We start from the raw sequence: 23,343 nt of genomic DNA, 5'->3' as shown, positions 1-23,343 counted from the left end.
GCTCATCGTGTTGCTGGTTACGGCGGCTGTCAACCATCAAAGTCGAAGTTATGTCTTGTGATCGACAAAAGTGCTGTGGTTGACTGTGCCCCATCACGCCACGGGGAGATTCATGACCACCGTTCTGATGGCCGATGACGGGCCAGGCCGGGTTCTCGGCCTGATCACCGCCGGGACGGCCCGCACCCGCACCGCGATCGCGCAGGTCACCGGGCTGGCCCGGTCGACCGTGGGCCAGCGGCTGGACACGCTGTTCGACGCCCAGCTGATCCGCGAAAGTCCCGAGAGCCTGCCCTCGCGGGGCCGCCCGTCCCGGGTGCTCGAGCTCAACCCCCGCGCCGGCGTGATCATCTCGGTCGACGTCGGTGAGGACCGCACCCGCATGGCGATCCTCGATCTCAACATGGCGATCATCGGCGACCGGGTCGAGAAGCTGAAGCTGGGTGACGGCCCCGAGGTGCTGCTCGACCGGATCACCGCGCTGGTCCGCGAGCTGATCGTGCAGCAGGGCCTGGAGCAGACGGCGGTGGCCGGGTTCGGGCTGGGCCTGCCGGCGCCGGTCGACTACGAGGCGGGCCGGGTCATGGGCTGGTCGGTCATGTCGGGCTGGGAGAACTACGACATCCGCCGCCACCTGCGGCGCAGCTGGCCGGTCCCGGTGCTCATCGACAACGACGTCAACCTGCTGACGCTGGCCGAGCACCGCCGCTTCTGGCCCTCGGCCCGCCATCTGTTCTTCGTCAAGGCCGGCACCGGCGTCGGCAGCGGCATGGTCATCGACGGCGCGGTCAACCGCGGCGCCCAGGGTGCGGCCGGCGACATCGGGCACGCCCACGTAGCCGGCTTCGGCGACCCGCAGTGCCGCTGCGGCAACGTCGGCTGCCTCGAGTCGCTGGTCGGCGGCTGGGCCCTGGCCCGCGACCTGGGCGAGGGCCATGACGCCCGCGACATCGCCGAACGCCTGCGCCGCGGCGACTCGGCCGCGGTGGCCGCGCTGCGCAACGCCGGCCGCATCATGGGCGAGTCCGTGGCCTACGCGACGAGCCTGCTCAACCCCGACGTGATCGTGCTGGGCGGCCTGCTCGGCAGCACCGGCGACGACCTGATGGCCGGGATCCGCCAGGTCGTCTATCAGCGCTCCTTGCCGCTGGCCACCCGCCGCCTGCAGATCGTGCCGACCCGCTTCAAGTCCCGCGCGGGCATCGCCGGCGCCGGCCACCTGGTCCGCGACCACGTGCTCGCCCCGGCCACCCTCGACGCCCGCCTGACGGTGGGCAAGACGCCGTTCGGGGACCAGTAGGTCAATCCGCGACCCGGTAGCCGAGCTTCTCCGTCTCGATGCGGGTCAGGTCGTCCTCGGTGATGCCGCGTCCGATGAACCGCTCGACGGCGACCAGCCCTTTCCCGGTGCGTTCGCTCAGATCGTCGAAGTCGAGCCCGGCCAGAACCGCCTCGATCTCCGGTGGCAGGTCGTCGTCCTCGTGTTCGACGCCGTCGGCCTCGGTGTCTTCGGCGTCAGCGGAACCCTCAAATCCCTGGCGTACGGCCTGAGCCTCCTGCCCGCGGCCGTGCTCGGCGTCGTGACCGGGGTCGGCGGCGGCGTGCTGCGCGACATGATCGCCCGCGAGGTGCCGGCCCTGGTGCGGCCCGACGCCGAGCTGTACGCGGTGCCCGCCATAGCCGGGACGATAGCGGTGGTCTACTGGCCGGGCTCGGCCGTCTGGGCCGCCGTCTTCATCGTCGTGTTCCGCCTCGTCGCACTGGCCCGCCATTGGCACGCCCCGACCGCTTTCATACTCGGCCAGTGGCCATCTCGAAGCGCGCCGAACCGTCCCTGCTGACCGACCAGGTCTACAGCGCGCTGCACGAGGCCGTCATGAACGGCGACCTGCCGGCCGGCAGCCGCCTGCGCATCCGCGACCTGGCGGCCCAGGTCGGCACGAGCGTGATGCCGCTCGCCTCGGCAGCGAGCTCATCACCCCCGCCGACGTCACCCGCATGCAGGACGAACTCGAGTTGATGCGCACGGCCATCACCGAGCAGCGGGTGGTGGCCTACCTCGACCACGACGAGGCCCTGCTGACCATCCTGTACCGGGCCGGCGGCAACCCGGTGCTGGTCGAGACGATCCAGACCCTGTGGTCCCACTGCCGCGCCTACAAGATCGTCGGCGCCCAGGCCGCCCTCGACGGCCCGCCCGACGACTCGCTGTGGCGCCACCAGCAGCTCGTCGAAGCGGCCCGATCCCACGACGGCGCCGCTGCCTCGGCCGTCAACACCGTCAGCCTCAACGAGGCCACTGCCCGCATAAAGGCGCAACTGGCCTCAGGGCAGTGAGGCGACCGGGCGTACGGCGGTGAACTGGTAGTGCTCGTAGCGTGTGGCCGCCAGCAGCAGGAGCCATTCGTCGCAGCCCTGCCACGGGTGCAGGTCGGCCGCGCCGCCGCGGACCGTGCGGGGGCCGTCGCCCGGCCGCGGCTCGGCGGTGGCCGGGGCGCCCTCGAAGCCGGAGATCCAGGCGTCGGCGCAGATCTCGTTGACCGAACCCAGCCCGGCCAGCCCGAACGCGTTCTCGGCGGCGGCCGTCCGCGCCTCGTCGGCGTAGTCGTCGATGAGCTGGTCCTCGCCCGGCTTGCCGTCGCCCCGGAAGGTCAGCGTGGTGGTGCCGGCGCGGGCCGCGTACTCCCATTCGGCCTCGCTGGGCAGCCGGAACGGCAGCACGTCGAGCAGGTCGTCGAGCGTGTCCTCGAGCCGGGCGACCCCCGTGTCCGCGTCGGCGTAGTCGTCGTCGTAGTCGGGCAGCCAGTGCCGCACCTGGTCCACGGTCAGCGGATGCCGGGCGATCAGGAACGGCGGAACCTTCACCTCCCGTACGGGCTGCGCGTCCCCCGCCCCCTCCAGGAACGACTCGATCGTGTCCTCGACGCCACCACTGCGCTCGATCTCCCGGACCGCCTCGAGTTCGGCCTCGGACAGCCCCATCCGGAACGACCCGCCCGGCACCTCCCGAAACACGACACCCGACGCGGTGTGCCGCCACGCGGCCCGCCCCGCAACGATCTCCTCACTCCACATGGCGCGAGACATTAGTGCAACGCTGCCTACCAAGAATCAGCGGTGAGCGAGGTGCGGGTTCGTCCGCCGGGCAGGTCGACGAGGTAGGCAGCGGAAGCGAGTGCGGGGATCGGCATCGGGTAGGTGGCCACGACGTCGATGACACGGGTCCGGTCGGTCGCTCCGGTCGCGAGTGTGCAGTGCGGCACCATGGCATCGGGCCGGTAACAGGGCCAGATCCCGTCCACGATGGGGTCCAGGGCTTCGTGGACCTGCCGGTGCAGCTGGAGCAGCCGGGCCGTGGGGACGACGGCCAGGACGGCGGGCGCCTCGTCGGTGAGAAAGAATCCCGGGCCGGCCAGCGTCAGCGGGAGCCCGCCCACCGTGGCCGGCAGGGGCCGCAGGGCGCCGGTGATCCGGGACCGGTCGGCCTGGTCGAACACCGACAATGTGACGTGGGGGCGTAGCCCGAGTCGGGGCGGGCGGCCAGGGACGGGATGCCTTCGCTGTCGAGGGCGGCCCACATCTGCCGGATCCGGTGGTCGGCGGCCTCGTCGAGAAAGAGTTCAATCGCGTACGGCACGGCGGTTCCTCGGACGGGGGCGGGTGAGAAAGTCGCCCAGGGCGACGCCGGCGGCCAGGGCGAGGCCGATGGCCAGGGCCAGCGTCATGGTGACCAGGCCGGTCGTGGCCTGCTGGGTGGCCAGTTGGTAGAAGCCGCGGTAGGCCGTCAGGCCCGGCAGCAGGGGGATGATGCCGGCCAGGATGATGACCTGGGCGTGGACGCGGCCGCGGCGGCGGGACAGGCCGGTGGCCGCGCCGACCACGGCGGCGGCGACGCCGGTTGCGGTGGCCGGGCCGAGGTCGGCGTAGAGGGTCAAAGCGCCGTACACAGCCCAGCCGGTGCCGCCGGCCACGGCCGCTGCGGCCAAAGAGCGCAAGGGGGCGTACGAAGCCAGCGCGAACATTCCGGCCGCGGTGGCCGCGGCGAACGTGGACAGGCCGAACTGGGCCACGTCGGCGCTCACGGTCTGGGCCGGGTCCAGGCCGATGCCGAACTCCAGGCCCAGTTTGAGGCCGAGGATGACGCCCGACAGCAGCCCGGCCGAGAGCAGCGCGACCTCGGCCGCCCGGCCCGCCGCCGTCACGTAGTAGCCGGAGAGGGCGTCGCGGACCGCGCTCATCACCGACAGGCCGGAGAGCAGCGCGGTGATGCCGGCCGCGATGACCAGCGACGGCTGCGTGCCCGGGGGCAGGATGCCGGTGGCGAAGACGCCGACCGTGGCCAGCGTGGCCACCAGGCCGCCGGTGAGCTGCAGGAAGAACGGGGCCACGCCCCAGCGGGTGAGGACGCGGCCCAGGCGGTCGATCAGAGCGGTCACCACGAACGCGGTCAGGGCGATCAGCGCCGTGCCGCCCAGCAGCACCGCGACGGCGGCGGCCAGCCCGCCCCAGCCGGCGGTGGCGACCCAGCGCGGGTACGGGTGGCGGGCCGCGGTCGCTTTCGTCAGGGCTGCCGTGGCCGCCTCGACGGTCACCCGGCCCCGGGTCACCTGGTCGGCGAGGTCGGTGACCGCGGCCAGGCGGGTCAGGTCGGTGGTGCGGTAGTGGACGATCCGCATCGAGGTGACCGGGGCCGCCACCTTGCCGCGGTGGCAGCACATGCTGATCGAGTTGAACGTGATGTCGACGTCCACGGTGGGCAGGCCGCACGCTCCGGCCAGCCGGGCCATCGTGTCGGCCGTGTCGCCCGCAGGCTCGCCGCTGGACAGCAACACCTCGCCGACACCCATGCACAGGTCGACGACCTGCACGACCTCGGCGTCGGAGGGCACCTCGGGCCCGACCGGCCGCAGCAGGTCGGCCGTTGGCGGGCCACCCCGCAGCAGGTCACGGCGTAACCGGAAGCGGCGCAGGATCGGAGCCATGACCAACACTATCGGCGCTGGTCAGGCCCGGAGCGTGCGCGACTCGCGAATCTCAATGATGGAACTCTAGCCGGATATCGGCGCTGTCGCGCAACAGCAGCACGCGGCCCGTCTCCGGGCTCCATCCGTCGTTGATGAGCAGATACTTGTCCCCGGACCGCTGCAGCAACCGCAACCCGGAGTAATGGAAGCGGAAGGCACCGGCCGTGGCCGGATCGCTCCGAGCGCTCACGTTCGGTACGACGATGGCGAGATCCTTGGTGCTGTGGATCTCGACGGCGGCGAGCTGTCCGGGGTCGGTCACGACGCTGTCGGCCAGCCCCTCGCCCACGGCCCGGGCCAAGCGCTCGGTGTCACCGATCACGGCGATGACCAGCAGGGACACCATCACCACGCGGACCGCCAGGCTCCAGCGCAAGGCCGGTTCGAGGGCGGCCCGCAGATGCTCGCCGTACAGGGCGGAACCCGTGGCGGCGGTCAGCAGGAACGGCGCGGCCGGCGTGGCCGCCGAGGGCGCGAACTGGGCCAGGAAGACCGCGATGACCAGGCACAGGAGCCAGAAATGCAGCATTGCGTACGCGACCCGGCGGCGTCCGGCCGGGCCGACGCGCTCGGTCAGCCACCGATGGCCGCGCAGCGCTCCGAACGTGAGGACGAGCACCGCCACCAGCGGTAGCGACAACACGTTGACGCTGCGCAGAACGTAGTCGGCGGTGGTGAACTCGAGGATCTTCGAGTCGAAGCCCAGCGCCGCGGCCTCGGTCTTGGTCCGGACCCAGCCGAAGTAGAACAGCAGCACGGTGCCCACCGCCAGCGGCGACACGACACCGAGCACGGCCTTGAACCGTTCGGAGAGGCGGCCGTCCTCGGCGTCGCCGCGCTGCCGGTTCGAGTGGAGACGGCGATAGCTGTCTCGGGCAGCCGTGGGCCGGGCGCCCGGCCTACGGACCACTGCTCTCCTTGGCCGCGGGTGGGTCGTAGGTGAACGTCGGCGAGTGATTGCTCTCGTACGGCCAGCCTTCGACCCAGACGCCCACGTCGCGATACTGGCCGACCGGGGGCACGGTGAACCGGAGGGTCCGGCCGTTGCTGGTGGCGACGGTGCGGGTGACGGCACCGAAGTGGATGACCGCCGGATTCGGAAGCTGCTCTCCGGTGATCACCACTGGATAGCCACCCGCCGCCGGCCCACTGCTCGGCGTCACCGACAGCAGTCGCGGGCACGGTCCTCGCGCGCTGTCGGCACGGCCTCGCTCCAAGATCACATCAGGTTGAGTGCGATGGATCTCGACCAGCGCGCGGGTGACCTCATAGGCCGCTCGGTCGATGCAGTCGAACGACGAGGAACGTGCGCTGAGCCGTTCGACGCCCGCGCCGGCGGCGCTCCAGAGCGACGTCTTCCCGTGGAAGGCGGCCAGACAGGCCTGAGCCGCCGTCCGGTACAGCAGGGGAAGCCACGTCGGCATCTCGTCCGCCGACGACCCGTCGACATGGCTGAGCAGTTCGGCGCATCGGCCCCAGCTCAGCTCCGCGAAGAAGGCCTCCTGATAGGAGCCACCGCCGCCGGTGAGCCCAAGATCCTGCATCCAGGCCACCACCCGGGAGCTGACCTTCCCGGCGGTCTGCGTGGCCGTGACTTCCGGCGTGACCCGGGTCGTCGGCGCAGCGGCCCCGGTAGTGGGGAGCGGCGCCGGGGCCGGGCCGCCCGGCCCGGCCTCCGGGCCGCCCGTCTCGGCCTCCCGGGTCGGCGGTTGGGCCGAGCGGCTCACGGGCGTCGGGCTCTCGGCCGAAGGGGAACCGGCAGAGCGCTCGGACGGCACAGCCCTCTCGGGCCGCGACAGTCCGACGAGCAGCACGATGGCCACAACCAGAAAGGTCGCGGCAAAAGGCAGCGCGCGTTGGAGGGCAGCCCTCCGCTCGTTCCCGCTCACCGGATCACCCAGTTCCGTTGAGGACAAACCGACGTCAGGCTAAGCCCACAGCCCGCACGCCACGCTGCTTCTGTCCTTGAACCGATTCGACGCCGACCGGGCCGGGCAACGCGCGGGCGTTGGCCTCGGGATCTGGTGGAGGACGGCGGGGTGAGGTGCTGGTCAGGTCTCGAGGCCGAACAACGTGCGGGCGTTGGTTTCGAGGAATTGGCGCAGGACGGCGGGTTTGAGGCGCTGGGCCAGGCGGAGCAGGCTCTGGTTGTAGGTCTCGCGGGACTCCAGGTTGGGGGGCTCGCGCACGAAGTGGCGGGGGCCGTCGGTGGCCGCGTCCGAGCCGAACAGCACGCGGCTGGGGCCGACGTCGTCGATCAGGCGCTCGACCGTTCTGGAGCCGCACCATGAGGTTTCCAGATGCAGAGTGGGTATCCGTTTCGCGTGGGCGACGGCGCGGCGGCGGCCGTCGGGCGGGCCCAGATAGGTGTGGTAGAGCACGAACGGCACGGTGGGGAAGCGGTCGGCCAGGCGGGCGATCAGGTCGGGGTCGGCCGGGCCGGGGGCGCTGTGGACGGTCACCGGCACGCCGGCTTCCTCAGCCGCTCTCAGATAGGGATCGAGGCCTGCGGTGTCGGCCGGGTAGTTGTCGTACGCGGGATGCAGCTTGAGCCCGGCCGCGCCGTCTTCGAGCCTTTGCCGTACGTCGTCCGGGTCGGGTCCGCCCGGCCGCACCCACACGAGTCGCGTCAGCCAGGGCACCGCCTCGGCCGCGATGTCGACGAAGTCGTTGTCGCCCCACGACACCACCGCCTGGGTCATGCCCCCGGAGTACTCGGCGGCGAGCAGGCTGCCGAAGCCCAGCGTGTCGCGCCCCGGCGCCCGGACGTGCACGTGCGCGTCCACCGGCTCCACGCCAATCCATAATCGATAATCGGCGCCGAAGTTGTTGTCGCATTTAAAGTCGGCCCCGCCGACAGAACTCGAAACCGCCCCAGGTGCTCGGCCCGACCCAGCTGCGAAAGCTGACCGGGATGAAGGCGCGGAAGTCGAGCGGGAAGCAGGCTCGGATCGGATGACGCAATCGATAAGCGATCGGCCGCGCGTCGGCACGGCGGCCGTCCAGGAATGCTCGCCGATCCGGGTCATGGGCACGTCAGTGGGGTACTTCCAGCCGTCGTGTCCCAGGTGCAGCACCAGATTGCGGCCGTCGCGGGCGAGGCGGCCCGTGTAGAGCACCTGCCCCGGCGCCGACCAGCGCAGCGGGCGCTCGAACCGCCTCACAACGCGACGACCCAGCCCCGGCCGCCGTTGTCGTCCCAGCTCTCGCCGTCCTGGGCCGGGTCGGGCCGACCGTGCCGGATCAGATGGAGGGCGTACCTGATGCTGGTGCCCCGGACGCCCCAGACCCGCCCGCGGAAGACGTGCGGCAACGGCTGCGCGCGGACGAACTCGTAGAGGCTGCCCTCGCCGGGCGCGTCCCCCAGGGTCTCGAACGGCAGCCCGTCCATCACCGTGCTCGTGTAGTTCGGCGGCGCGCCGTCGGAGCTCCAGACGAGGCCGGCCGCGGTCAGGTCGCCGGTGGCGTCGGTGCAGGTCACTTCGGTCGAGACGATGTCCTCGGTGAACACCGGTGAGGCGGCGCGGTCGTCGGCGCCGACCACGAAGAAGAAGTGGTGGAGCTGGAAGTCCCCGGCGAGCCGGGGCACCTCGAGCACGGCCGCGCGCAGCGGACCGTCCTCAGGCGCGAGCACCACCTGCTCGGCGTCGGCCCAGTCGGGCGCGGCGCCGGGGTCCGACCACGTGTAGTGCGCCTGGACGAGTGCGATGCCGGGGCCGGGGTCGAGCCACGTCTTGCGCAGCCCGAAGTACGGGGTCACAGCCGGTGCGTCCAACAGTTGTCACCTCCCGGCGCCGACGAGCCGAGCGGCCCGAGCCAGGTCTCGTTCTTCTCCTCCGGCGGGTACATGCGCCCGACGTGGTACTGCTGCACGATCGTCGTGCCCCGCGGCCCCCACATGCGCGAATGGAAGCGGTGGGGCAGCCCCAGCTCGTACAGCATCTGGTACTTCTGCCGGTGGAAGCGCTCCTTGTCGTCGTACGTGTAATAGTTCTTGGCCAGGAACTCGGAGCCGGCGGGGATGCGCGGGTCTTCCATCGGGCTGTAGACCGGCGCCCGCCAGTCCCCGACCGACCAGTAGATGCAGATGTTGGTGACCCAGCCGTTGTCGTCGGTGTACTCGAGGTCGCGATAGACGATGTCCTCGGTGAACAGGTCGGTCGTCCAGCGGTGCCCGTTCTGGTGGATCTCGAAGTAGTAGTGGAACCGGTACTCGGGCGTCGACCAGCCGTGCTGCATGTCCCACACCTCGCGCGGCATGCGTAGCACCTTGAGCCGCTGCCGGGGGAAGCCGCCGACGTCCTGCAGCACGCGCGCGTCGTGGCGCCAGCTCCAGTCCGGCCACTGACCGGGCGGCGTGCAGCTGTAGTGGATCAGCACCTGGTCGATGCCGTCCTCCTGGTCGGTCCAGCCCTTCGGGTAGTACCAGCTCATGCCGGCCGCCACCCGTCGGCGCCGATGACCTCGAAGGTTCGTACGCTCGGCACGCCCATCAGCAGCGGGGGCAGCGCCTGATAGAAGGAGTTGGTCGCGGGCTGGTCGAGGTAGCTCTGCATGTCCTCGACGCTGCGCCAGCTCGAGACCGCGAGCACGCTGTCGCCGCTGCGCAAGGACTGGGCGAACACGATGCCGGGCGCGTCGGCGACTACCGACTGTTCCTGCTGGACGAGCAGTTCCGACAGCCGCCCGATCGCGCCGGGCCGGGCGGTGGCTTCGAGGATGCGAAAGACGGACATGGACGCCCCCTAAGAGCGTTGGTCGATCACTCGCTGGATCTTTCCGGCCGAGCGGGGAAGTGTCTCGGGCTCGACGGTCACCACCTCGACGCTGGTCCCGATGGTGTCCTTGATCGCCTTCGCGACCGCGGAGGCGGCCCGGTCAGCCGGGTGGTCCGGGCGCGTCTCGACCTGCACCGTGAGGTGGTCGAGACGGCCCCGGGTCGAGAGCACGAGCTGGAAGTGCGGGGCCAATCCGGGCGTACGCAGAACGATCTCTTCGATCTGGGTCGGGAACAGATTGACGCCGCGCAGGATGATCATGTCGTCGCTGCGACCGGTCACCTTCTCCATGCGGCGCATCCCCGGCCGCGCCGTCCCCGGCAGCAACCGGGTCAGATCGCGGGTGCGGTAGCGGATGACCGGCATCGCTTCCTTGGTGAGCGAGGTGAGGACGAGCTCGCCGAGTTCGCCCTCGCGCAGCACCGCGCCGGTCTCGGGGTCGAGCACCTCGGGATAGAAATGGTCCTCCCAGATGTGCAGGCCGTCCTTGGTCTCGACGCACTCCTGGGCCACGCCGGGCCCGATGACCTCGGACAACCCGTAGATGTCGACGGCGTCGATACCGGCCCGCTCCTCCATCTCGCGGCGCATCTGCTCGGTCCACGGCTCGGCCCCGAAGATGCCGATCTCGAGGCTGGACGCGCGCGGGTCGAGCCCCTGCTTCTCGAACTCGTCGATGACCGTGAGCATGTAGGACGGCGTCACCATGATGATGCGCGGCCGGAAGTCGGTGATGAGCTGCACCTGCCGCGGCGTCATGCCGCCCGAGACCGGGATGACCGTGCACCCCAGCTTCTCGGCGCCGTAGTGCGCGCCCAGCCCGCCGGTGAAGAGTCCATAGCCGTACGCATTGTGCAGTCGATCGCCCGGCCGCCCACCCGCGGCCCGGATCGAGCGGGCGACCACCGACGCCCACATGTCCAGGTCGTTCCGGGTGTAACCGACCACGGTGGGCCGTCCGGTGGTGCCCGACGACGCGTGGATGCGGCGGACGTCGGCCTCGGGCACGGCGAACATGCCGAACGGGTAGTTCTCGCGCAGGTCGGCCTTGCTGGTCGTCGGGAACCGGGCCAGGTCGGCCGGCTCGCGGCAGTCGTCGGGGTGCACCCCGGCCTTGTCGAACGCCTGCCGGTAGTGCGGGACGTTCTCGTACGCGTGCCGCAGCGTCCACCGCAGCCGCTGAAGCTGCAGGTCGCGCAGCTCGTCCACACCCATGCGCTCGGCTTCGTCGAGGTCCATGACACCGCCTCCCACGTCCATCGGTGTTCTGGTAACCCAACGCCGGGTCGCTACACCTGTCAACAATCAGAAGTTGTCGATCGCCGGGAGTGAACTGCGGTGATCTCGGCCGCGAACGGCGTAGCGTGCCGCTATGAGGGTGCGAGGTTTCGTCGCGGTCGTGCTGACCCGCCCGACCCGGGCAGCCTGCTCGACGGCACCATCCTTCCGGGAGTGACGTGACCAATCCCGCCATCATCGACTGCGACCCGGGGCACGACGACGCGCTGGCGGTGTTGCTGGCCGTGGCCGATCCGCGGATCGATCTGCTCGGCGTCACCACCGTCGCCGGGAATCAGACGCTGGACAAGACGACCGTCAACGCGCAGAAGATCCTGGCCCTGGCCGGGGCATCGGACGTGCCGGTGGCCGCCGGCTGCGAGCGGCCGCTGGTCGGCGAGCTGACCGTCGCCGACGACATCCACGGGGAGTCGGGGCTGGACGGGCCCGACCTCGACGGGCCGGTGGCCGGGACGGTGGGGGTGCACGCGGTCGAGCTGATGCGGCGGCTGATCGAGCGCTCGCCCGAGCCGGTCACGCTGATCGCCCTCGGGCCGCTGACCAACGTCGCGCTGTTCCTGCGCCTGCACCCCGACACCGCCCGCAACGTGCGGCGGGTCGTCTTCATGGGCGGGTCGACTGAGCGGGGCAACACCACGCCGTACGGGGAGTTCAACATCGTCACCGATCCCGAGGCGGCCGACATCGTGCTGCGGTCGGGGCTACCGGTGACGATGATCGGGCTCAACGTCACGCACCGGGCGCTGGCCACCACGCGGATCATCGACGAGTTCCGGGGGCTGGGGACCCGGGTCGGCACGGTCTGCGCCGAGCTGATGACGTTCTTCGCCGACGCCTACCAGCGCAACTTCGGCTTCGCGCATCCGCCCGTGCACGACCCGGTGGCGGTGGCCTGCGTGCTCGAGCCGGCCGTGGTCCGGTCCGTGCCGGCGCCGGTCGTGGTCGAGCTCGGGGGTGCGTACACCCGGGGCGCGACCGTCGCCGACCTGCACCGCCGCACCGGGCTGCCGGTGAACGCCGAGGTCGCGGTGGATCTCGACGTGGACGCGTTCTGGTCGATGCTTATCGGCGCGGTGCGCGCCCTAGGTATGCCTAGGACGGCCGTGACCAGCCAAGATAGGTAAACGCACCCGATGTGACAGGCCTTCTGCCGGCCGAGGATTGAGTCATCAACCGGCACCCAGGAGGCACGTCATGCTGATCCACCCCGAACTGATGCTGACCATGGTCAACGACCGCCACCGCGAGCTGATCGCCGAGGCCGAGAAGTCGCACCTGCTCAAGCGCGCTCGCGAGTTCCGCCTCCCGCGGCGGGCCCGGACCGCGCCGCCGCCCACCGGTAGGGTGGCCCCGTGCGAACCCTCCGTGGCGGTGCCGGCCCGGTGATGATCGGGCGGGAGGGCGAGCTGCGCCGGTTGGCGCGGCTCGCCGCGTCCGGTGACCCGGCCGTCGCGATCGTCGCGGGCGAGCCCGGCATCGGCAAGACCCGCCTGGTCCACGAGCTGCTGGCCACCCTGCCGAGCTCGACCGTCACTCTGGTCGGCCAGGCCGAACCGGGATCGCTCTCCCGCCCGTACGAGGTGCTGCTCGACGCCATCGACGGCCGGCCCGAGGTCGGTGACGAGCAGGTGGCGGCCCTGACCGACGCCCGCCGCAGCCCGGTCGAGCGCCTGCACACGGGCGTCGCCATCCTGACCGGCCTGATCGGGGACGCGCCCGCGGTGGTCGTGTTCGAAGACCTGCACTGGGCCGACTCCGAGAGCGCGGCCCTGTTCGAGCGGCTGGCCGACCAGCGCGGACCGCGGCTGCTCATCGGCACCTACCGGCCCGACGAGGTGACCCGCCGCCAGCCGGTGGCCGGTCTGCTGGCCCGCTTGGAACGGCGGCACGCGGTCACCCACGTGCGGCTCGACCGCCTCACCCCGGCCCAGACCGCGGCCATGCTGGCCGCCGCGACCGGCGGCCCGGCCCCGCTGCGGGCGGCCACGGCCCTGCACCACCGCACCGGCGGCAACCCGTTCTTCCTCGAGGAGCTGCTGCGCGCGCTGCCCGGGCACGACGTCGAGGCGCTGGTCGAGCAGCCGCTGCCGTGGAGCCTGGCCGACGTGCTGCGCCGCCACGTCGACGACCTCGACCCGGCCGGCCTGCGCATCGTCGAGGCGGCCAGCGTGCTCGGCCACCGCATCCTGTTCGACCTGCTGGCCGACGTCTCCGGGGCCGGCGAGGACCAGCTCATCGCCGTGCTGCGCGACCTGGTCACGCGGGGCGTGCTGGTCGAGTCGGGCGACGACGAGTTCGCGTTCCGGCACGCCCTGGTCCGCGAGGCGATCGCCGGTCAGATGCTCGGCCGCCAGCGCCGCCGCCTGCACGAGGCCGCGCTCGAGGTGCTGCTGCGCGGCGGCGCCTCCGATCCGGCGATGGTGGCCCATCACGCCCGCGGCGCCGGCCGGTACGACGACCTGGTCGCCGCCGCCCGCAGCGGCGCCGCCCTCTACCTGTCGATCGGCTCCGCCTACCAGGCGTTGCAGCTGGCCGAGATGGGCCTGGACGAGCTGCCCGACGACACCGAACTGCTGGGCGCGGCGGCCCGCGCGGCCTGGCTGGCCGGTCTGCTCGACGACGCCCTGCGCTACGGCCGGCGCTGGCGTGACCTGGCCGGCGCCGCGACCGACCGGGCCGAGTCGCTCTACCTGCTCGTCCGGCTGGCCTGGGAGTCCCGCGAGTACGACGAGATGGGCGCGCTGACCCACGACATCGAGACCCTGATCGCGCAGCTGCCACCGGGCGCCGCTCAGGCCCGAGCGATGACCGCGGTCGCGCAGTCGAAGTACCTGCGCGACGACCTCGAGGCGGCCCTGCTCTGGGCCGACCGCGCGCTGGCCCTGGCCGACGAGTTCGAGCTGCCCGTGATCCGCCTGACCGCGTTGCTCGAGAAGGGCTCGGCCCTCAGCGAGCGTCCGCAGTCGGCCGCCCAGGGCCGCGAGATCCTGTCCGCGCTGGTCGACGAGGCCGAGAAGGCGGGGGAGTGGGTGCTGGCCGCGCGCGCCCTCAACACCCTGGTGCAGGAGGTGCCGCCCGAGTCGCCCGACGAGCAGGCCGAGGCCCTGGAACGGATGCGGGTCGACGCCGAGCGGGCCGGGTTCGAGTCGCTGGCCGTGGCCACCTACTTCCAGGGCCGGGCCCGGCTGGCCCAGCGCTCGGGCGACCTGCGGGCCGCCGTCGCGGCGCTGGAGGAGGGCCGCCAGCACGACAGCGGCTACCGGCGGAGGGGCCGTTGGGCCGACTACCACGGCGTCTTCCTGGCCGGGCTGCTGATCGAGGCGGGCGAGCTCGACCGGGTCGAGCAGATCGTGGCCGATCTGGCCGCGCTGCCCAGCAACCCGCCGATCACGATCCCCGGCCTCACCTTCAACCTGGCCTGCCGCCGCGGCGACCTGCCCCGGGCCGAGGCCGCCCTGGACGAGCTGATCGCCGGCCTCAAACTGCAGGAGTGGCGCAGCGGCGAGATGGCCCACGACCTGATCTCGGCCGCCCTCGAGCTGGGCCTGCCCGCGCCGCAGGTCGACCGCCTGCTCGGCGAACTGCTGGCGGCCGACGTGGCCCCGGCCTACCGCACGCTGGTGGCGGCCCAGATCGCCGAGGCCCAGGGCCGGCCGGCCGAGGCGCTGCCCGGTTATCTCACGATCACCGAGGTGCCGTTCTTCAACCCCGCAGTCCGAGGCGCCGTACGGGTCGGCGCCGCCCGCTGCCTGCTGGCCGCCGACCAGCGGGCCGAGGCAGCCGCGCACGCCGAGGCAGCGGCGACCCTGCTGGCCGGCTGGTCGGGCTGGCGGGTGGCGCAGCTCGACCAGGTACGCGCCCGGCTGGGCCTGGCCCCGGCCGACGCGCCGCCCGCCGTCTCCGGCCCGGCCTCGCTGACGCCCCGCGAGCGCGAGGTGGCCGTGCTGCTCGGCGACGGCCTGACCAACGCCGAACTGGCCCGGCGGCTCTACATCGCCCCGAAGACCGCGGCCGTTCACGTTTCCAACATTCTGCGCAAGCTCGGCGTCTCGTCCCGCACCGAGGTGGGCCGGGCTCTGACGACATCCGCCTCGTAACCGCCTGAATTCGGACCGTGTAGATAACGGGACGGTAACAGCAGGCGGTCGACGGTCGACAATCAGCGGTCGACGATTGAAGATCCGTTCACGCCACAGCAACCGCTGACGGTCACCGTCGCGAGCTATAGCGACACGGTCTGACCGCGCTCGCCTGCCTGGGCAACGAGGCCGTGGTGCACGGCGGCGCGGCAGCCGGGCGGCGCGGCCGGGTGCTCGGCAAGCGCGGCGAGCAGGGCCGGGTGATCGTCGTCTTCCCCGACGATGTGCTGGCGCTCCTGCTGCCGGGCGACCCGATCCTGGTGCGGGCCCACGGTCAGGGTGCGGCTCCCTCGGCCGACGTGACGATGATCAACACAGATCCGGACTTCCTCGATCGGCTGCCGAAATCGTCAGTCGGCTTGGGTGTCCGGGCCATTGTGCCGTCATCGCTGGCCGGCAACGGGATCGGCCGACCGGCCCACATGTGGGACCTCGACCTGCAAGTCACGGCGGACACCGCGGCGGCGGCCGGGCTGGCCGGGCTGCGGCTGGGCGACCTGGTCGCGATCGACGATCTGGACGTCCGCCACAACGCCGGCTACCGCCGGGGCCGGCGCACGGTCGGCCTGATCGTGCACGGCGGCAGCCCCCAACCCGGGCACGGCCCAGGCCTGATGCCGATGTTCTGCGGCCAGAAAGAGGCGCTGACGATGGACGTCCAGGGCGACCAGCACCGGGGCGTGACCACCGACGACATAGAACTCCGGCCATGAGCGACCCCGCGAGCTTCCTGCACCGCTCCCTGCCGGAGGCGGTCTACCTGGAGCTGCGCCGCAAGATCCTCAACAACGAGTACGAGGCCGGCCAGCGCCTCGTCGAGGCCCCGCTCGCGGAGGAACTGGGCGTCAGTCGCTCCACCGTGCGCGAGGCCCTGCGCCAGCTGAACACCGACGGCCTGGTCGACATCTCACCCCGCCGCCACAGCGTGGTGACCCGCATGTCGTACGAGGAGATCCGGGACGCCTGCTACGCGCGGTTCGTACTGGAAGCCGGCGCGGCCCGCCTGCTGACCTTCCAGAAGGACCCCATCGTCGACCGCCTGCAGGCGGTCGTCGACCGCATGGCCGCCACCGCCGCCGGCGGCGACGTGGCCGCAATGATCGACCTGGACACCGAATTCCACAGCTGCATCATCGACGCAGCCGGAAAACACCGTTTGGCCGCGCTCTGGCGCACCCTGGACGCCCAGATGGGCGCCCTGATGCGCTCCTCGATCGACCGCCAACACATCGGCCTCGACGAGGCAGCCCGCCGCCACCAACAGGTAGTCGACGTCTTCCGCGTCGGCACCGCCGAAGACTTCGTCCAAATCCTCGAGGAGCACTACCTGGGCACAGTCGACAGCATGGCCCAGGCCGGCGTCCTGGACTCGGCGGCCGCCTTCAAACCCTGAAGTTGGGCGGTAGCCGAGTCGCCGCCTGCGCGGCGACCACGGCCACCCCACCAGCTGTCAGCCTGACGCGACGATCGGCTCTCCCAAGCGGGTTGAGGCTGAGTTCTGTGCTAAAAACGCGACGTGACCGACGAAGGTCTGCGCGATGCACTCCGTTCGTGTTGGACGGCCAGAGACGAGGCAGTCGACCGTTCCTCGCGTGCGGGTCGGACGTTGCCGCTCGGCGCCTCACTTCCCCTCGACCCGGTGCGGAAGCTCGTCGTTGATGGCCTGGCCGAACGGGGTGTGCCTCGTTCTGACATCCGCATCAATCTGCGCCAGCCTTTGGTTCACTCCTACCGGAGCATGCCGCGCCGCTTTGACCTGGCAATTCAGAACGGCAACGATCTGATGGCCGTAGTCGAGTTCAAGCTTCAAGTCGGTGGGTCGTTTGGGAATAATTTTCATAACCGACTGGACCAGATCATCGCCCTAGCGGCCGACAACGCCCGGAATCGTCGCCCGGGTGGCGGACCCTCGAGACCGTTCCTCGGTCTCTTCTTCGCTTTGGAGGATTGCGAGGAAACTCGGAGACCGCGCCGGTCCGGGTCGGAGAGTGTGCCCTCGATCGAGGAACTCTACGGAACGGCGTTCCAAGGATTGATCGATGATGCCATGTTCGACGCGGTCTGTTTCGTGACAACGGCGGGCTCCCCGAACTTCTCGGTGCGCGAACCCCTCCCGGCCCTGGGGTTCTCGGCGTTTGTCGATAAGATCGCGAGTTATGTGGTCGGCGGGGGAATGTGGAGGGACCGAGTGAAATCCGAGGTCTTCCTGTGTCACTCCTCCGGAGACAAGGAGCAGGTGGCTGAACTATATCGACGCCTGACGGCGGATGGCTTCAACTGTTGGTTCGACCAGGAGAGCCTTCTACCGGGGCAGGACTGGGACCTTGAGATCGGTAGGGCGATCCGCCGGTCACATTTCGTTCTGGCTTGCCTCTCCAACAGTTCCATCATCAAGCGGGGATATGTGCAGAAGGAGCTGCGCCGAGCCCTCGACGTTGCCGACGAACAGCCGGAAGGGTCGATCTTTCTCGTCCCTGTGCTGCTCGAGCCTTGTGAGGTCCCTGAGCGGCTGCACCATCTGCACCGGGTAGACCTGTCGGTACCGAACGGCTACAGCCATCTGGTCCGAGCACTCCGGCTTGGCGAGGGCCCTCTGCCTAGCGAGGGCTCTCTATCAAATGGAGTGGGCGCTGCTGGCGACAACCCATCCATGAACGTTCTGCCGCTCCCCTCACCCGGCAGGCAAACTCTCGAGGATGGCGCTTCCAGCGGGTCGAACAGCAGCGAGGCAATCCGCGTGGACGAACCGACTGCCATTGGCGCGGTCGAGCCACCGCAGTTCGCTCTTTGGTCAACGCTGCCCCCCGAAGCCGCGCGCCTTGCCTTGTATGCTCGGGATCAGAGCAGTATCTACAACTCGCCGGTCGTCGCCGGCGGCAGGCAAGCCGAGTTTCGGTTTCTCTGGCGCATCGCCTGCGCGGAATTACCTACAGCGCAACGAGCAAAGCGCATATCGGATGCCCTGTTGACCCTGCTCAGCAGTCCGGCGATGACAACGGCCCTTGCTCGCCACGCCGACATCGGCGGCTTGACATGGACTCGCTACGGTGACCACTCGAAGACCAGCTTCGGTGCCATACTTCGCGCAGTCGACGACGACGAGCCGGTTGCCTGGGCCCGCTTCAGCCCGCCCCCCACCTCGGCATACCCGATGTTCGGCCGTGAGTCGGGATGCGCGGACCTCGTGCTCGCTGTGCGATTCGGCGAGGGCGGTGGTCCCTCGGGTCTACCTGCATCCCTCTTGGCCTGGTCAGAGACGTTCACCAAGTGGCTCGAAACGTTCCCCGACGTTGGCGCCTTCCTGAGCGGGCTAGGCCTTGACCTCAACGCGCAGCCAGCCACTCGAGCCGCAGTTGCTATTTCTACTCGGTCCAACCTCAGCGAATTGGTGGACCTCAACTCGGTCACGTTAATCCCAGGTACCTCCGTCGCAGCCTGGTTCCACGCTGTGGCTGCCGCCGATCGAAGCGGCGTGCCGGCCGGTGATGTGAGTTCTGAATGGCTTGAATCGATGTGCGAGGATGCGCTTCACGTGGACGACTACGGCTCAGTTCTCGGTAGCTAGTCCAGTGAACTTCGAGGCGATGACGGCCTTCCTCGCCCTGCACGTGGCCGTGGTCGTGCACTACGTCGTAAGCCATCGCAGCCGGGAGTGGTGGCGGCACCTGGTTGTGCCGGTGGTCGGGTTCCTGATCCTGCTCTACGTGGTGATCAACGCGGACATCGCCGCGCAGACTCTCGGGTTTGCCTGGCTCGGGGTCGGCGTGATCGTGCTTATCGTGTTCTCCGTGACCGGCCGCCGTCCCGCGCTGGCCGGCCTCTCGGATCAGGAGGACAGCCGATGACCGACGTCGTGAGCTATCGCCCCGCCCCGGAGGAGTTGTCGTACACCTTCGGCGGACGCGAGCCGGTACGCCGGGTCAAGCCGGGCACGATCGTCGAGCTCTACACCGAGGACTGCTTCGGCGGCCGGGTCCGCGACGTCGGCGACCTGCCCTCGGTGGTCTGCGAATTCCCCTACCTGAACCCGGTCACCGGCCCGATCCACGTCGAGGGGGCCGAGCCCGGCGACACCTTGGCCGTGCACTTCGTCGAGATCGTGCCGGCCCGTGACTGGGCCGTGTCGTCAACGTTCCCGCACTTCGGTGCGCTGACCGGCACCCACACGACGGCGACCCTGCACCCGCCGCTGGACGAGTTGGTGTGGCGCTACGACGTGGACGTGGCGGTCGGGGTCGTCCGCTATCACGCCCGGCGCAGCGACTTCACCGTCGAACTGCCGTTGGACCCCATGCACGGTACGGCGGGAGTCGCCCCCGCCGCGTTCGAGAGCCGCATGACGATCGTTCCCGACGCGCACGGCGGCAACCTGGACACCCCGGAGCTGCGGGCCGGTGTGACCGCGTACTTCGGCGTCAACGTGCCCGGCGCGCTGTTCGCCCTGGGCGACGGCCACTGCCGCCAGGGCGACGGCGAGGTCTGCGGCACCGGCGTCGAGTCAGCCATGAACACTGTTGTCATCCTTGACGTCATCAAGGGCGCGGCCACCCCGACGCCGCGCTTCGAGACCGACGCCGCACTCATGTCGGCCGGCTCGGCCCGCCCTCTCGAGGACGCCTACCGCATGAGCCAGCACGACCTGGTCACCTGGACCGCCAACCTGATCGGCCTCGACCTCCTCGACGCCTACCAACTGATCAGCCAGGCCGGCGAGGCCCCCGTCGGCAACGTCTGCGACCCGAACTACACGATGCTGGCCAAGGTCGCCAAGACCCACCTGCAAAACCCTTCCGCGTACGACGGGATCCACGCCACCCTGCGCACCCGAGCCCAGGAATATCTGGCCACCCGCTGACCGCACACCGCTGCCGGATCACAGACACATGGGTTGCCGCACGCGCATCGACCGGGATAGGCCATTTGACGACGGCCCGGGAGGTGCGCTGTGGACACTGTGCCGGCAGCGGAACCGAGGCAAAGCTCCTACGGCTCGGCGCTATGGACGATCACTGTCGTCGGCACCGCTCTTACCGTGGCGGCTGCCGTCCTCCTCGCCAACAGCGGTGCGCCCCGGGCCTGGTGGGTGGCCGTCAGTTTGGCCGGGGCGGCCACCGCGGTCCTCCTGACGACAATCGTTCTCGCATCGAAGTCCGGCGGCCTGAGCGCGACCACCTCGACAAGCCGGGAGCCGTGAGAATCCGAGCAGCGAGAGACACCCTGCAAACCGGAGCCGCTAAGCGGGAACACCGCCGCGGCAGACACCTCGCCGAAATCCACTGAATCGCCCTCTTCGGGAAGGCGCAGCTACAGGGAGGTGCGGGAGCCCGTGGAGAACGTCGGCGCGGTGCCGCCGGTCGACATTTCGGACGCTCACCTGAAGAAAATCCTCGAGAAGAGGTACGAGGCGGCTTCGAGTACTCACGCCGCGGCCCAACGTGAGTGGGATGCGGCTAAAGCGATTCTGGACAAAGCTCGGACAAAGCTGGAGAAGATTCCGAGGGAGCCCGAACCATGGCCGAACACCTTGTATGAAGATGGCGCGGGCCTGGCCAGGCTCACCCACGACGAACTAAAGCGTCGCGTCGCCCGTGAAGTTGTCGACGCCGAAATTGCCGAGGATGAGTGCAACAGGATTCTGAAGGAGGCGGCCGCCGCCCTCGCCAAGGAAAACGAACTGAGGGCGAAGCTCAGTGAGGGGAACGTTGACACATGAGCAATGAGGTCCGGGCCGGATTCATCGCCGGCGCCGCTCAGATCGTAGCGGCGGCGGTCGCACTGGTGGGCGTGCTGACCACTGCGCCTTCGAAGACCGAGCCGACTCGGTCTGTCAACGCTCAGTCACCGGCCTCTTTCTCGTCCTGCTCGGACGTCTTCGAACACTATCGGCGGATCGTGCGCCTCGACTTGAGGACGCTGGAGGCGCTCGTGGCAACCGGCTCCGACGGGGTCGCGCCGATCGAGGCCGACCCGGAAGCGCGCCGGTGCGGCGTCAACGAAGCCGCGCTACGGGCGGTGCGGTGACCAAGTTCCGGCGGTGAGGATGGAGAGCGCGGAGCGCGTCGGGGAAGGGCGAGCGTCACGCCTCGTCGGCGACCACGTGGATCAGGTTGCGGGTCTGCTGGGCGATGGCCAGCCGCCACGCGTCGAAGGTGGGGTCGCTGGGCTCGTAGTCGGTCTCGAAGTGCTGCATGTCCGGGGTGTGGATGTGCCCGGCCGGGATGCTCAGGTCGAGCCGGTCGCGCAGCAGTGTGTTGCGGTAGGCGCTCTCGTTGGACAGGTAGTTGCCGCCTCCGCCGCTGTAGGCGCAGGACTGCGGTGACGGCGGCACCCCGTCGCGCGTGACCCGTTCCGGCGCCGCGCAGTCCGGGAACTCGGTGTACGACGTGCGCCAGACGACGCCGAACGCGACCGACTCGTCGGGCCAGGTGTCACCCGGTGGCCGCGGCACATCGGCGCCCGTGTTGGCCGCGATCATCTGCTCGACCGGCAGCGTGGCCGCCGTCCACTGCGGCGGGTTGCGCAGCTCGGGCGTGGCCGGGCCGCCCCAGCGATCGGGTATCACGATGTTGCACTCGGGGTTGTTGACGGCCAGTTGCGGCACTCCGCCGACCGCCGCGCACGGCCGGAAGTTGTCGTTGCCCAGGGAAACGCCGTGGTAGCGCCCGTTGAACTGCTCGAGGTTGAACACGGCGCCACCGGCCTGGCTCACGGTGATCGAGGCGTCCAACTGCGGCAGGAGCGGCCCGACCGTGTCCTCCAGATAGCCGCGCCGGAACTCGGGATAGCTCACGGGCAGCGTGTAGGTCTCGATGAATGCGTTCCCGTGGCGGGTGCCGTCGAGTGACAGCGCCGTCGCCCCGGAGGGGTTGCCGTGCCGGATGTTGTTGCCGCCGACCCCACCATCCAGCGTGTACGGATCGAAACCGCTGACGATGACCCGCTTCTTGGTGGCGCCCGTCGGCAGGTTGATGTCCGACATCCCGCGTGACGCCCGGTCGAACTTCTCGATCAGCTGCAGGTTCTGCCCCGAGAAGAGCGGGAACTGCCGGATGGCCGCCATCGCCTCGACCCGCGCCCAATAGAGGGGCCGATCATCACTGTACGGAAGCTCTCCGCGCACCGGTCCGTGCCGCTGCGCCCGGTCGACGGCCGCGCGCCACAACCTCTCGCCGTCGCGGGCCACGACCCGCTCGGCCGCCGCGAGCGAGCGGGTGGCGCAGAGCCGCCGGACCAGGGCCGGGGTGAAGTTCTGGAAGCCCGCGCCCTCGATCATCTGCCGCGCGAACGGCCGGTCCTGCCCTGGCAGTGTGAAGGTCAGCCGGTTCTCCTCGACCGACGGCGGCCGGCCGGGATCGAGACAACTGGCCGCCCGGGCCGGACCGGCGACGACGGCCACGGAGCCCGCGGCCAGGGACAGCACGGCGAACGCTCGGAGAAGCCTCATCTCATCAATATAGGTTGTAATGATGAGCATCGATGGATTTCAAGAGGGTGCCATTCGGTACCAAAGCGGTGACCTTCGGATCGGCCTCCGCGGGCCGCCCGGCCAATGGCGCCAACCTCGTGGCCGGCGCCAACCGGGCCATGACCTTCGGCGGCCGCAAGTCCGTCGTGGTCCCGGCCGGGAAGACCGTCCTCAGTGATCCGGTCCGCGTGGTGGTGACCGACGCGCAGACCCAGCGGCTCGCGGTCAGCTCTACGTGTCCGGCGCGACCGGCCCGATGACGCGTCCACGCCCGCGGCATCAAGATCGTCGGCGCCACGCTGACGCCCTCGGCGGGCACGGAGTTCGGCCTCTACGGCACGCCCGAGACCGACGCCAAGCGCCGTGCCGTCAACGACTTCATCCGCAGCGGCGCCTTCGACGGGGTCGCCGACTTCGCGGCCGTGACCGAGGACCCGGCCCGCCCCGGCCACCTGCGTCCTGAGTTCGACACCAACAGCAGTGTCGGCGGCCCCGGCGACCACCTGCACCCCAACCGCGCCGGCTTCCTGGCCATGGGTGGCGCGGTCGACCTGACCCAGCTGCGGCGCTGGACGCAGCACGCTGTCGCGGTCCGCTAGGCCGGAAATACGTTTCTCCGGTGGCGCGTACTCCCTAGG

The 23,343-nt window shown here is 70.2% G+C and carries 27 protein-coding genes; 16 read left to right on the top strand and 11 right to left on the bottom strand.

Going from position 1 to position 23,343, the window contains the following annotated elements; translation table 11 throughout:
• Positions 1-112 precede the first annotated feature (112 nt).
• The 4 genes from M1L60_RS31530 (at position 113) to M1L60_RS31515 (ending at position 2,337) form a co-directional block, all read left to right on the top strand.
• Entirely contained in the window at positions 113-1,300 is a 1,188-nt protein-coding gene (locus tag M1L60_RS31530; protein ID WP_253241189.1) for an ROK family transcriptional regulator, read from the top strand.
• Between the two features lie 181 nt (positions 1,301-1,481).
• Complete coding sequence (locus M1L60_RS48370; RefSeq protein WP_369077253.1) at positions 1,482-1,841, top strand: trimeric intracellular cation channel family protein; 360 nt, start codon at positions 1,482-1,484, stop codon at positions 1,839-1,841.
• Positions 1,805-2,020, top strand: a complete 216-nt coding sequence (locus tag M1L60_RS31520; RefSeq protein WP_253241187.1) for a GntR family transcriptional regulator — start codon at positions 1,805-1,807, stop codon at positions 2,018-2,020. The genes M1L60_RS48370 and M1L60_RS31520 overlap by 37 nt, the downstream gene beginning before the upstream one ends.
• Positions 1,999-2,337, top strand: a complete 339-nt coding sequence (locus M1L60_RS31515; protein ID WP_253241186.1) for an FCD domain-containing protein — start codon at positions 1,999-2,001, stop codon at positions 2,335-2,337. The genes M1L60_RS31520 and M1L60_RS31515 overlap by 22 nt, the downstream gene beginning before the upstream one ends.
• On the opposite strand, the gene M1L60_RS31510 is transcribed toward M1L60_RS31515, so the two are convergent.
• From M1L60_RS31510 to paaK, 10 genes are all read right to left on the bottom strand, one after another.
• Complete coding sequence (locus tag M1L60_RS31510) at positions 2,326-3,075, bottom strand: formylglycine-generating enzyme family protein (protein ID WP_253241185.1); 750 nt, start codon at positions 3,073-3,075, stop codon at positions 2,326-2,328. The two genes, M1L60_RS31515 and M1L60_RS31510, sit on opposite strands and share 12 nt — an antisense overlap.
• 26 nt (positions 3,076-3,101) lie before the next feature.
• A complete protein-coding gene (locus tag M1L60_RS31505; protein ID WP_308208570.1) occupies positions 3,102-3,578 on the bottom strand; it encodes a 2'-5' RNA ligase family protein in 477 nt (158 codons plus the stop codon).
• Positions 3,579-3,620: 42 nt separating this feature from the next.
• A complete protein-coding gene (locus tag M1L60_RS31500; protein WP_253241183.1) occupies positions 3,621-4,982 on the bottom strand; it encodes a threonine/serine exporter family protein in 1,362 nt (453 codons plus the stop codon).
• 52 nt (positions 4,983-5,034) lie between these two features.
• Positions 5,035-5,934, bottom strand: coding sequence for a hypothetical protein (locus M1L60_RS31495; RefSeq protein WP_253241182.1), 900 nt, complete (start codon positions 5,932-5,934; stop codon positions 5,035-5,037).
• Entirely contained in the window at positions 5,924-6,913 is a 990-nt protein-coding gene (locus M1L60_RS47995; protein WP_253241181.1) for an IPT/TIG domain-containing protein, read from the bottom strand. Before M1L60_RS47995 ends, M1L60_RS31495 begins: the two co-directional genes overlap by 11 nt.
• Before the next feature lie 162 nt (positions 6,914-7,075).
• Complete coding sequence (locus M1L60_RS31485; RefSeq protein WP_253241180.1) at positions 7,076-7,819, bottom strand: amidohydrolase family protein; 744 nt, start codon at positions 7,817-7,819, stop codon at positions 7,076-7,078.
• 365 nt (positions 7,820-8,184) lie between these two features.
• Positions 8,185-8,799, bottom strand: a complete 615-nt coding sequence (locus M1L60_RS31480; RefSeq protein WP_253241179.1) for a hypothetical protein — start codon at positions 8,797-8,799, stop codon at positions 8,185-8,187.
• A complete protein-coding gene (locus M1L60_RS31475) occupies positions 8,781-9,458 on the bottom strand; it encodes a hypothetical protein (RefSeq protein WP_253241178.1) in 678 nt (225 codons plus the stop codon). Before M1L60_RS31475 ends, M1L60_RS31480 begins: the two co-directional genes overlap by 19 nt.
• Positions 9,455-9,760, bottom strand: coding sequence for a putative quinol monooxygenase (locus tag M1L60_RS31470; protein ID WP_253241177.1), 306 nt, complete (start codon positions 9,758-9,760; stop codon positions 9,455-9,457). Before M1L60_RS31470 ends, M1L60_RS31475 begins: the two co-directional genes overlap by 4 nt.
• Positions 9,761-9,769: 9 nt before the next feature.
• Positions 9,770-11,041, bottom strand: a complete 1,272-nt coding sequence (gene paaK, locus M1L60_RS31465; protein WP_253241176.1) for a phenylacetate--CoA ligase PaaK — start codon at positions 11,039-11,041, stop codon at positions 9,770-9,772.
• Between the two features lie 218 nt (positions 11,042-11,259).
• Here paaK and M1L60_RS31460 point away from each other — a divergent pair, with 218 nt between their 5' ends.
• The 10 genes from M1L60_RS31460 to M1L60_RS31415 all read left to right on the top strand — a co-directional run bounded on the left by M1L60_RS31460 (position 11,260) and on the right by M1L60_RS31415 (position 21,261).
• Positions 11,260-12,225 (top strand): nucleoside hydrolase, encoded by a 966-nt coding sequence (locus M1L60_RS31460; RefSeq protein WP_253241175.1) that lies wholly within the window; start codon positions 11,260-11,262, stop codon positions 12,223-12,225.
• A 70-nt stretch (positions 12,226-12,295) separates the two neighbouring features.
• Positions 12,296-12,487 carry a hypothetical protein gene (locus tag M1L60_RS31455; RefSeq protein WP_253241174.1) on the top strand — a complete coding sequence of 64 codons (192 nt, stop codon included), beginning with the start codon at positions 12,296-12,298 and terminating at the stop codon, positions 12,485-12,487.
• Complete coding sequence (locus M1L60_RS31450) at positions 12,454-15,198, top strand: ATP-binding protein (protein ID WP_253241173.1); 2,745 nt, start codon at positions 12,454-12,456, stop codon at positions 15,196-15,198. The genes M1L60_RS31455 and M1L60_RS31450 overlap by 34 nt, the downstream gene beginning before the upstream one ends.
• A 140-nt stretch (positions 15,199-15,338) precedes the next feature.
• Positions 15,339-15,953, top strand: a complete 615-nt coding sequence (locus M1L60_RS31445) for a DUF4438 family protein (RefSeq protein WP_274622920.1) — start codon at positions 15,339-15,341, stop codon at positions 15,951-15,953.
• Complete coding sequence (locus tag M1L60_RS31440; protein ID WP_253241171.1) at positions 15,950-16,633, top strand: GntR family transcriptional regulator; 684 nt, start codon at positions 15,950-15,952, stop codon at positions 16,631-16,633. Before M1L60_RS31445 ends, M1L60_RS31440 begins: the two co-directional genes overlap by 4 nt.
• A 123-nt stretch (positions 16,634-16,756) precedes the next feature.
• Positions 16,757-18,805, top strand: coding sequence for a TIR domain-containing protein (locus M1L60_RS31435; protein ID WP_253241170.1), 2,049 nt, complete (start codon positions 16,757-16,759; stop codon positions 18,803-18,805).
• Between the two features lie 19 nt (positions 18,806-18,824).
• On the top strand, positions 18,825-19,085 hold the full coding sequence (locus tag M1L60_RS31430) for a hypothetical protein (protein WP_253241169.1): 261 nt from the start codon (positions 18,825-18,827) through the stop codon (positions 19,083-19,085).
• Positions 19,082-20,095 carry an acetamidase/formamidase family protein gene (locus M1L60_RS31425; protein ID WP_253241168.1) on the top strand — a complete coding sequence of 338 codons (1,014 nt, stop codon included), beginning with the start codon at positions 19,082-19,084 and terminating at the stop codon, positions 20,093-20,095. Before M1L60_RS31430 ends, M1L60_RS31425 begins: the two co-directional genes overlap by 4 nt.
• 471 nt (positions 20,096-20,566) lie before the next feature.
• A complete protein-coding gene (locus M1L60_RS31420; protein WP_253241167.1) occupies positions 20,567-20,953 on the top strand; it encodes a hypothetical protein in 387 nt (128 codons plus the stop codon).
• Entirely contained in the window at positions 20,950-21,261 is a 312-nt protein-coding gene (locus tag M1L60_RS31415) for a hypothetical protein (protein ID WP_253241166.1), read from the top strand. The genes M1L60_RS31420 and M1L60_RS31415 overlap by 4 nt, the downstream gene beginning before the upstream one ends.
• A 55-nt stretch (positions 21,262-21,316) precedes the next feature.
• On the opposite strand, the gene M1L60_RS31410 is transcribed toward M1L60_RS31415, so the two are convergent.
• Positions 21,317-22,684, bottom strand: coding sequence for a PA0049 C-terminal domain-containing protein (locus tag M1L60_RS31410; protein WP_253241165.1), 1,368 nt, complete (start codon positions 22,682-22,684; stop codon positions 21,317-21,319).
• A 68-nt stretch (positions 22,685-22,752) separates the two neighbouring features.
• Here M1L60_RS31410 and M1L60_RS31405 point away from each other — a divergent pair, with 68 nt between their 5' ends.
• Both M1L60_RS31405 and M1L60_RS31400 read left to right on the top strand, forming a co-directional pair.
• A complete protein-coding gene (locus M1L60_RS31405; RefSeq protein ID WP_253241164.1) occupies positions 22,753-22,965 on the top strand; it encodes a hypothetical protein in 213 nt (70 codons plus the stop codon).
• 162 nt (positions 22,966-23,127) lie between these two features.
• Positions 23,128-23,304, top strand: a complete 177-nt coding sequence (locus M1L60_RS31400) for a hypothetical protein (RefSeq protein WP_253241163.1) — start codon at positions 23,128-23,130, stop codon at positions 23,302-23,304.
• Positions 23,305-23,343: the final 39 nt, after the last annotated feature.

The sequence above is a fragment of the Paractinoplanes aksuensis genome, from assembly GCF_024137025.1.
GTDB classification, from domain to species: domain Bacteria; phylum Actinomycetota; class Actinomycetes; order Mycobacteriales; family Micromonosporaceae; genus Actinoplanes; species Actinoplanes aksuensis.
Note: the sequence above shows the minus strand (reverse complement) of the source record. Positions and strands in the feature narration are given on the sequence as shown.

What these genes read in the sequence shown, in the direction of transcription:
- M1L60_RS31455 (WP_253241174.1), top strand. Translation starts at nt 12,296, where the DNA reads ATGCTGATCCACCCCGAACTGATGCTGACCATGGTCAACGACCGCCAC.
- M1L60_RS31510 (WP_253241185.1), bottom strand. Translation starts at nt 3,075, where the DNA reads ATGTGGAGTGAGGAGATCGTTGCGGGGCGGGCCGCGTGGCGGCACACC.
- M1L60_RS31415 (WP_253241166.1), top strand. Translation starts at nt 20,950, where the DNA reads ATGAGCAATGAGGTCCGGGCCGGATTCATCGCCGGCGCCGCTCAGATC.
- M1L60_RS31410 (WP_253241165.1), bottom strand. Translation starts at nt 22,684, where the DNA reads ATGAGGCTTCTCCGAGCGTTCGCCGTGCTGTCCCTGGCCGCGGGCTCC.
- paaK (WP_253241176.1), bottom strand. Translation starts at nt 11,041, where the DNA reads ATGGACCTCGACGAAGCCGAGCGCATGGGTGTGGACGAGCTGCGCGAC.
- M1L60_RS31500 (WP_253241183.1), bottom strand. Translation starts at nt 4,982, where the DNA reads ATGGCTCCGATCCTGCGCCGCTTCCGGTTACGCCGTGACCTGCTGCGG.
- M1L60_RS31470 (WP_253241177.1), bottom strand. Translation starts at nt 9,760, where the DNA reads ATGTCCGTCTTTCGCATCCTCGAAGCCACCGCCCGGCCCGGCGCGATC.
- M1L60_RS31425 (WP_253241168.1), top strand. Translation starts at nt 19,082, where the DNA reads ATGACCGACGTCGTGAGCTATCGCCCCGCCCCGGAGGAGTTGTCGTAC.
- M1L60_RS31515 (WP_253241186.1), top strand. Translation starts at nt 1,999, where the DNA reads ATGCAGGACGAACTCGAGTTGATGCGCACGGCCATCACCGAGCAGCGG.
- M1L60_RS31475 (WP_253241178.1), bottom strand. Translation starts at nt 9,458, where the DNA reads ATGAGCTGGTACTACCCGAAGGGCTGGACCGACCAGGAGGACGGCATC.
- M1L60_RS31430 (WP_253241169.1), top strand. Translation starts at nt 18,825, where the DNA reads ATGACGGCCTTCCTCGCCCTGCACGTGGCCGTGGTCGTGCACTACGTC.
- M1L60_RS31530 (WP_253241189.1), top strand. Translation starts at nt 113, where the DNA reads ATGACCACCGTTCTGATGGCCGATGACGGGCCAGGCCGGGTTCTCGGC.
- M1L60_RS31440 (WP_253241171.1), top strand. Translation starts at nt 15,950, where the DNA reads ATGAGCGACCCCGCGAGCTTCCTGCACCGCTCCCTGCCGGAGGCGGTC.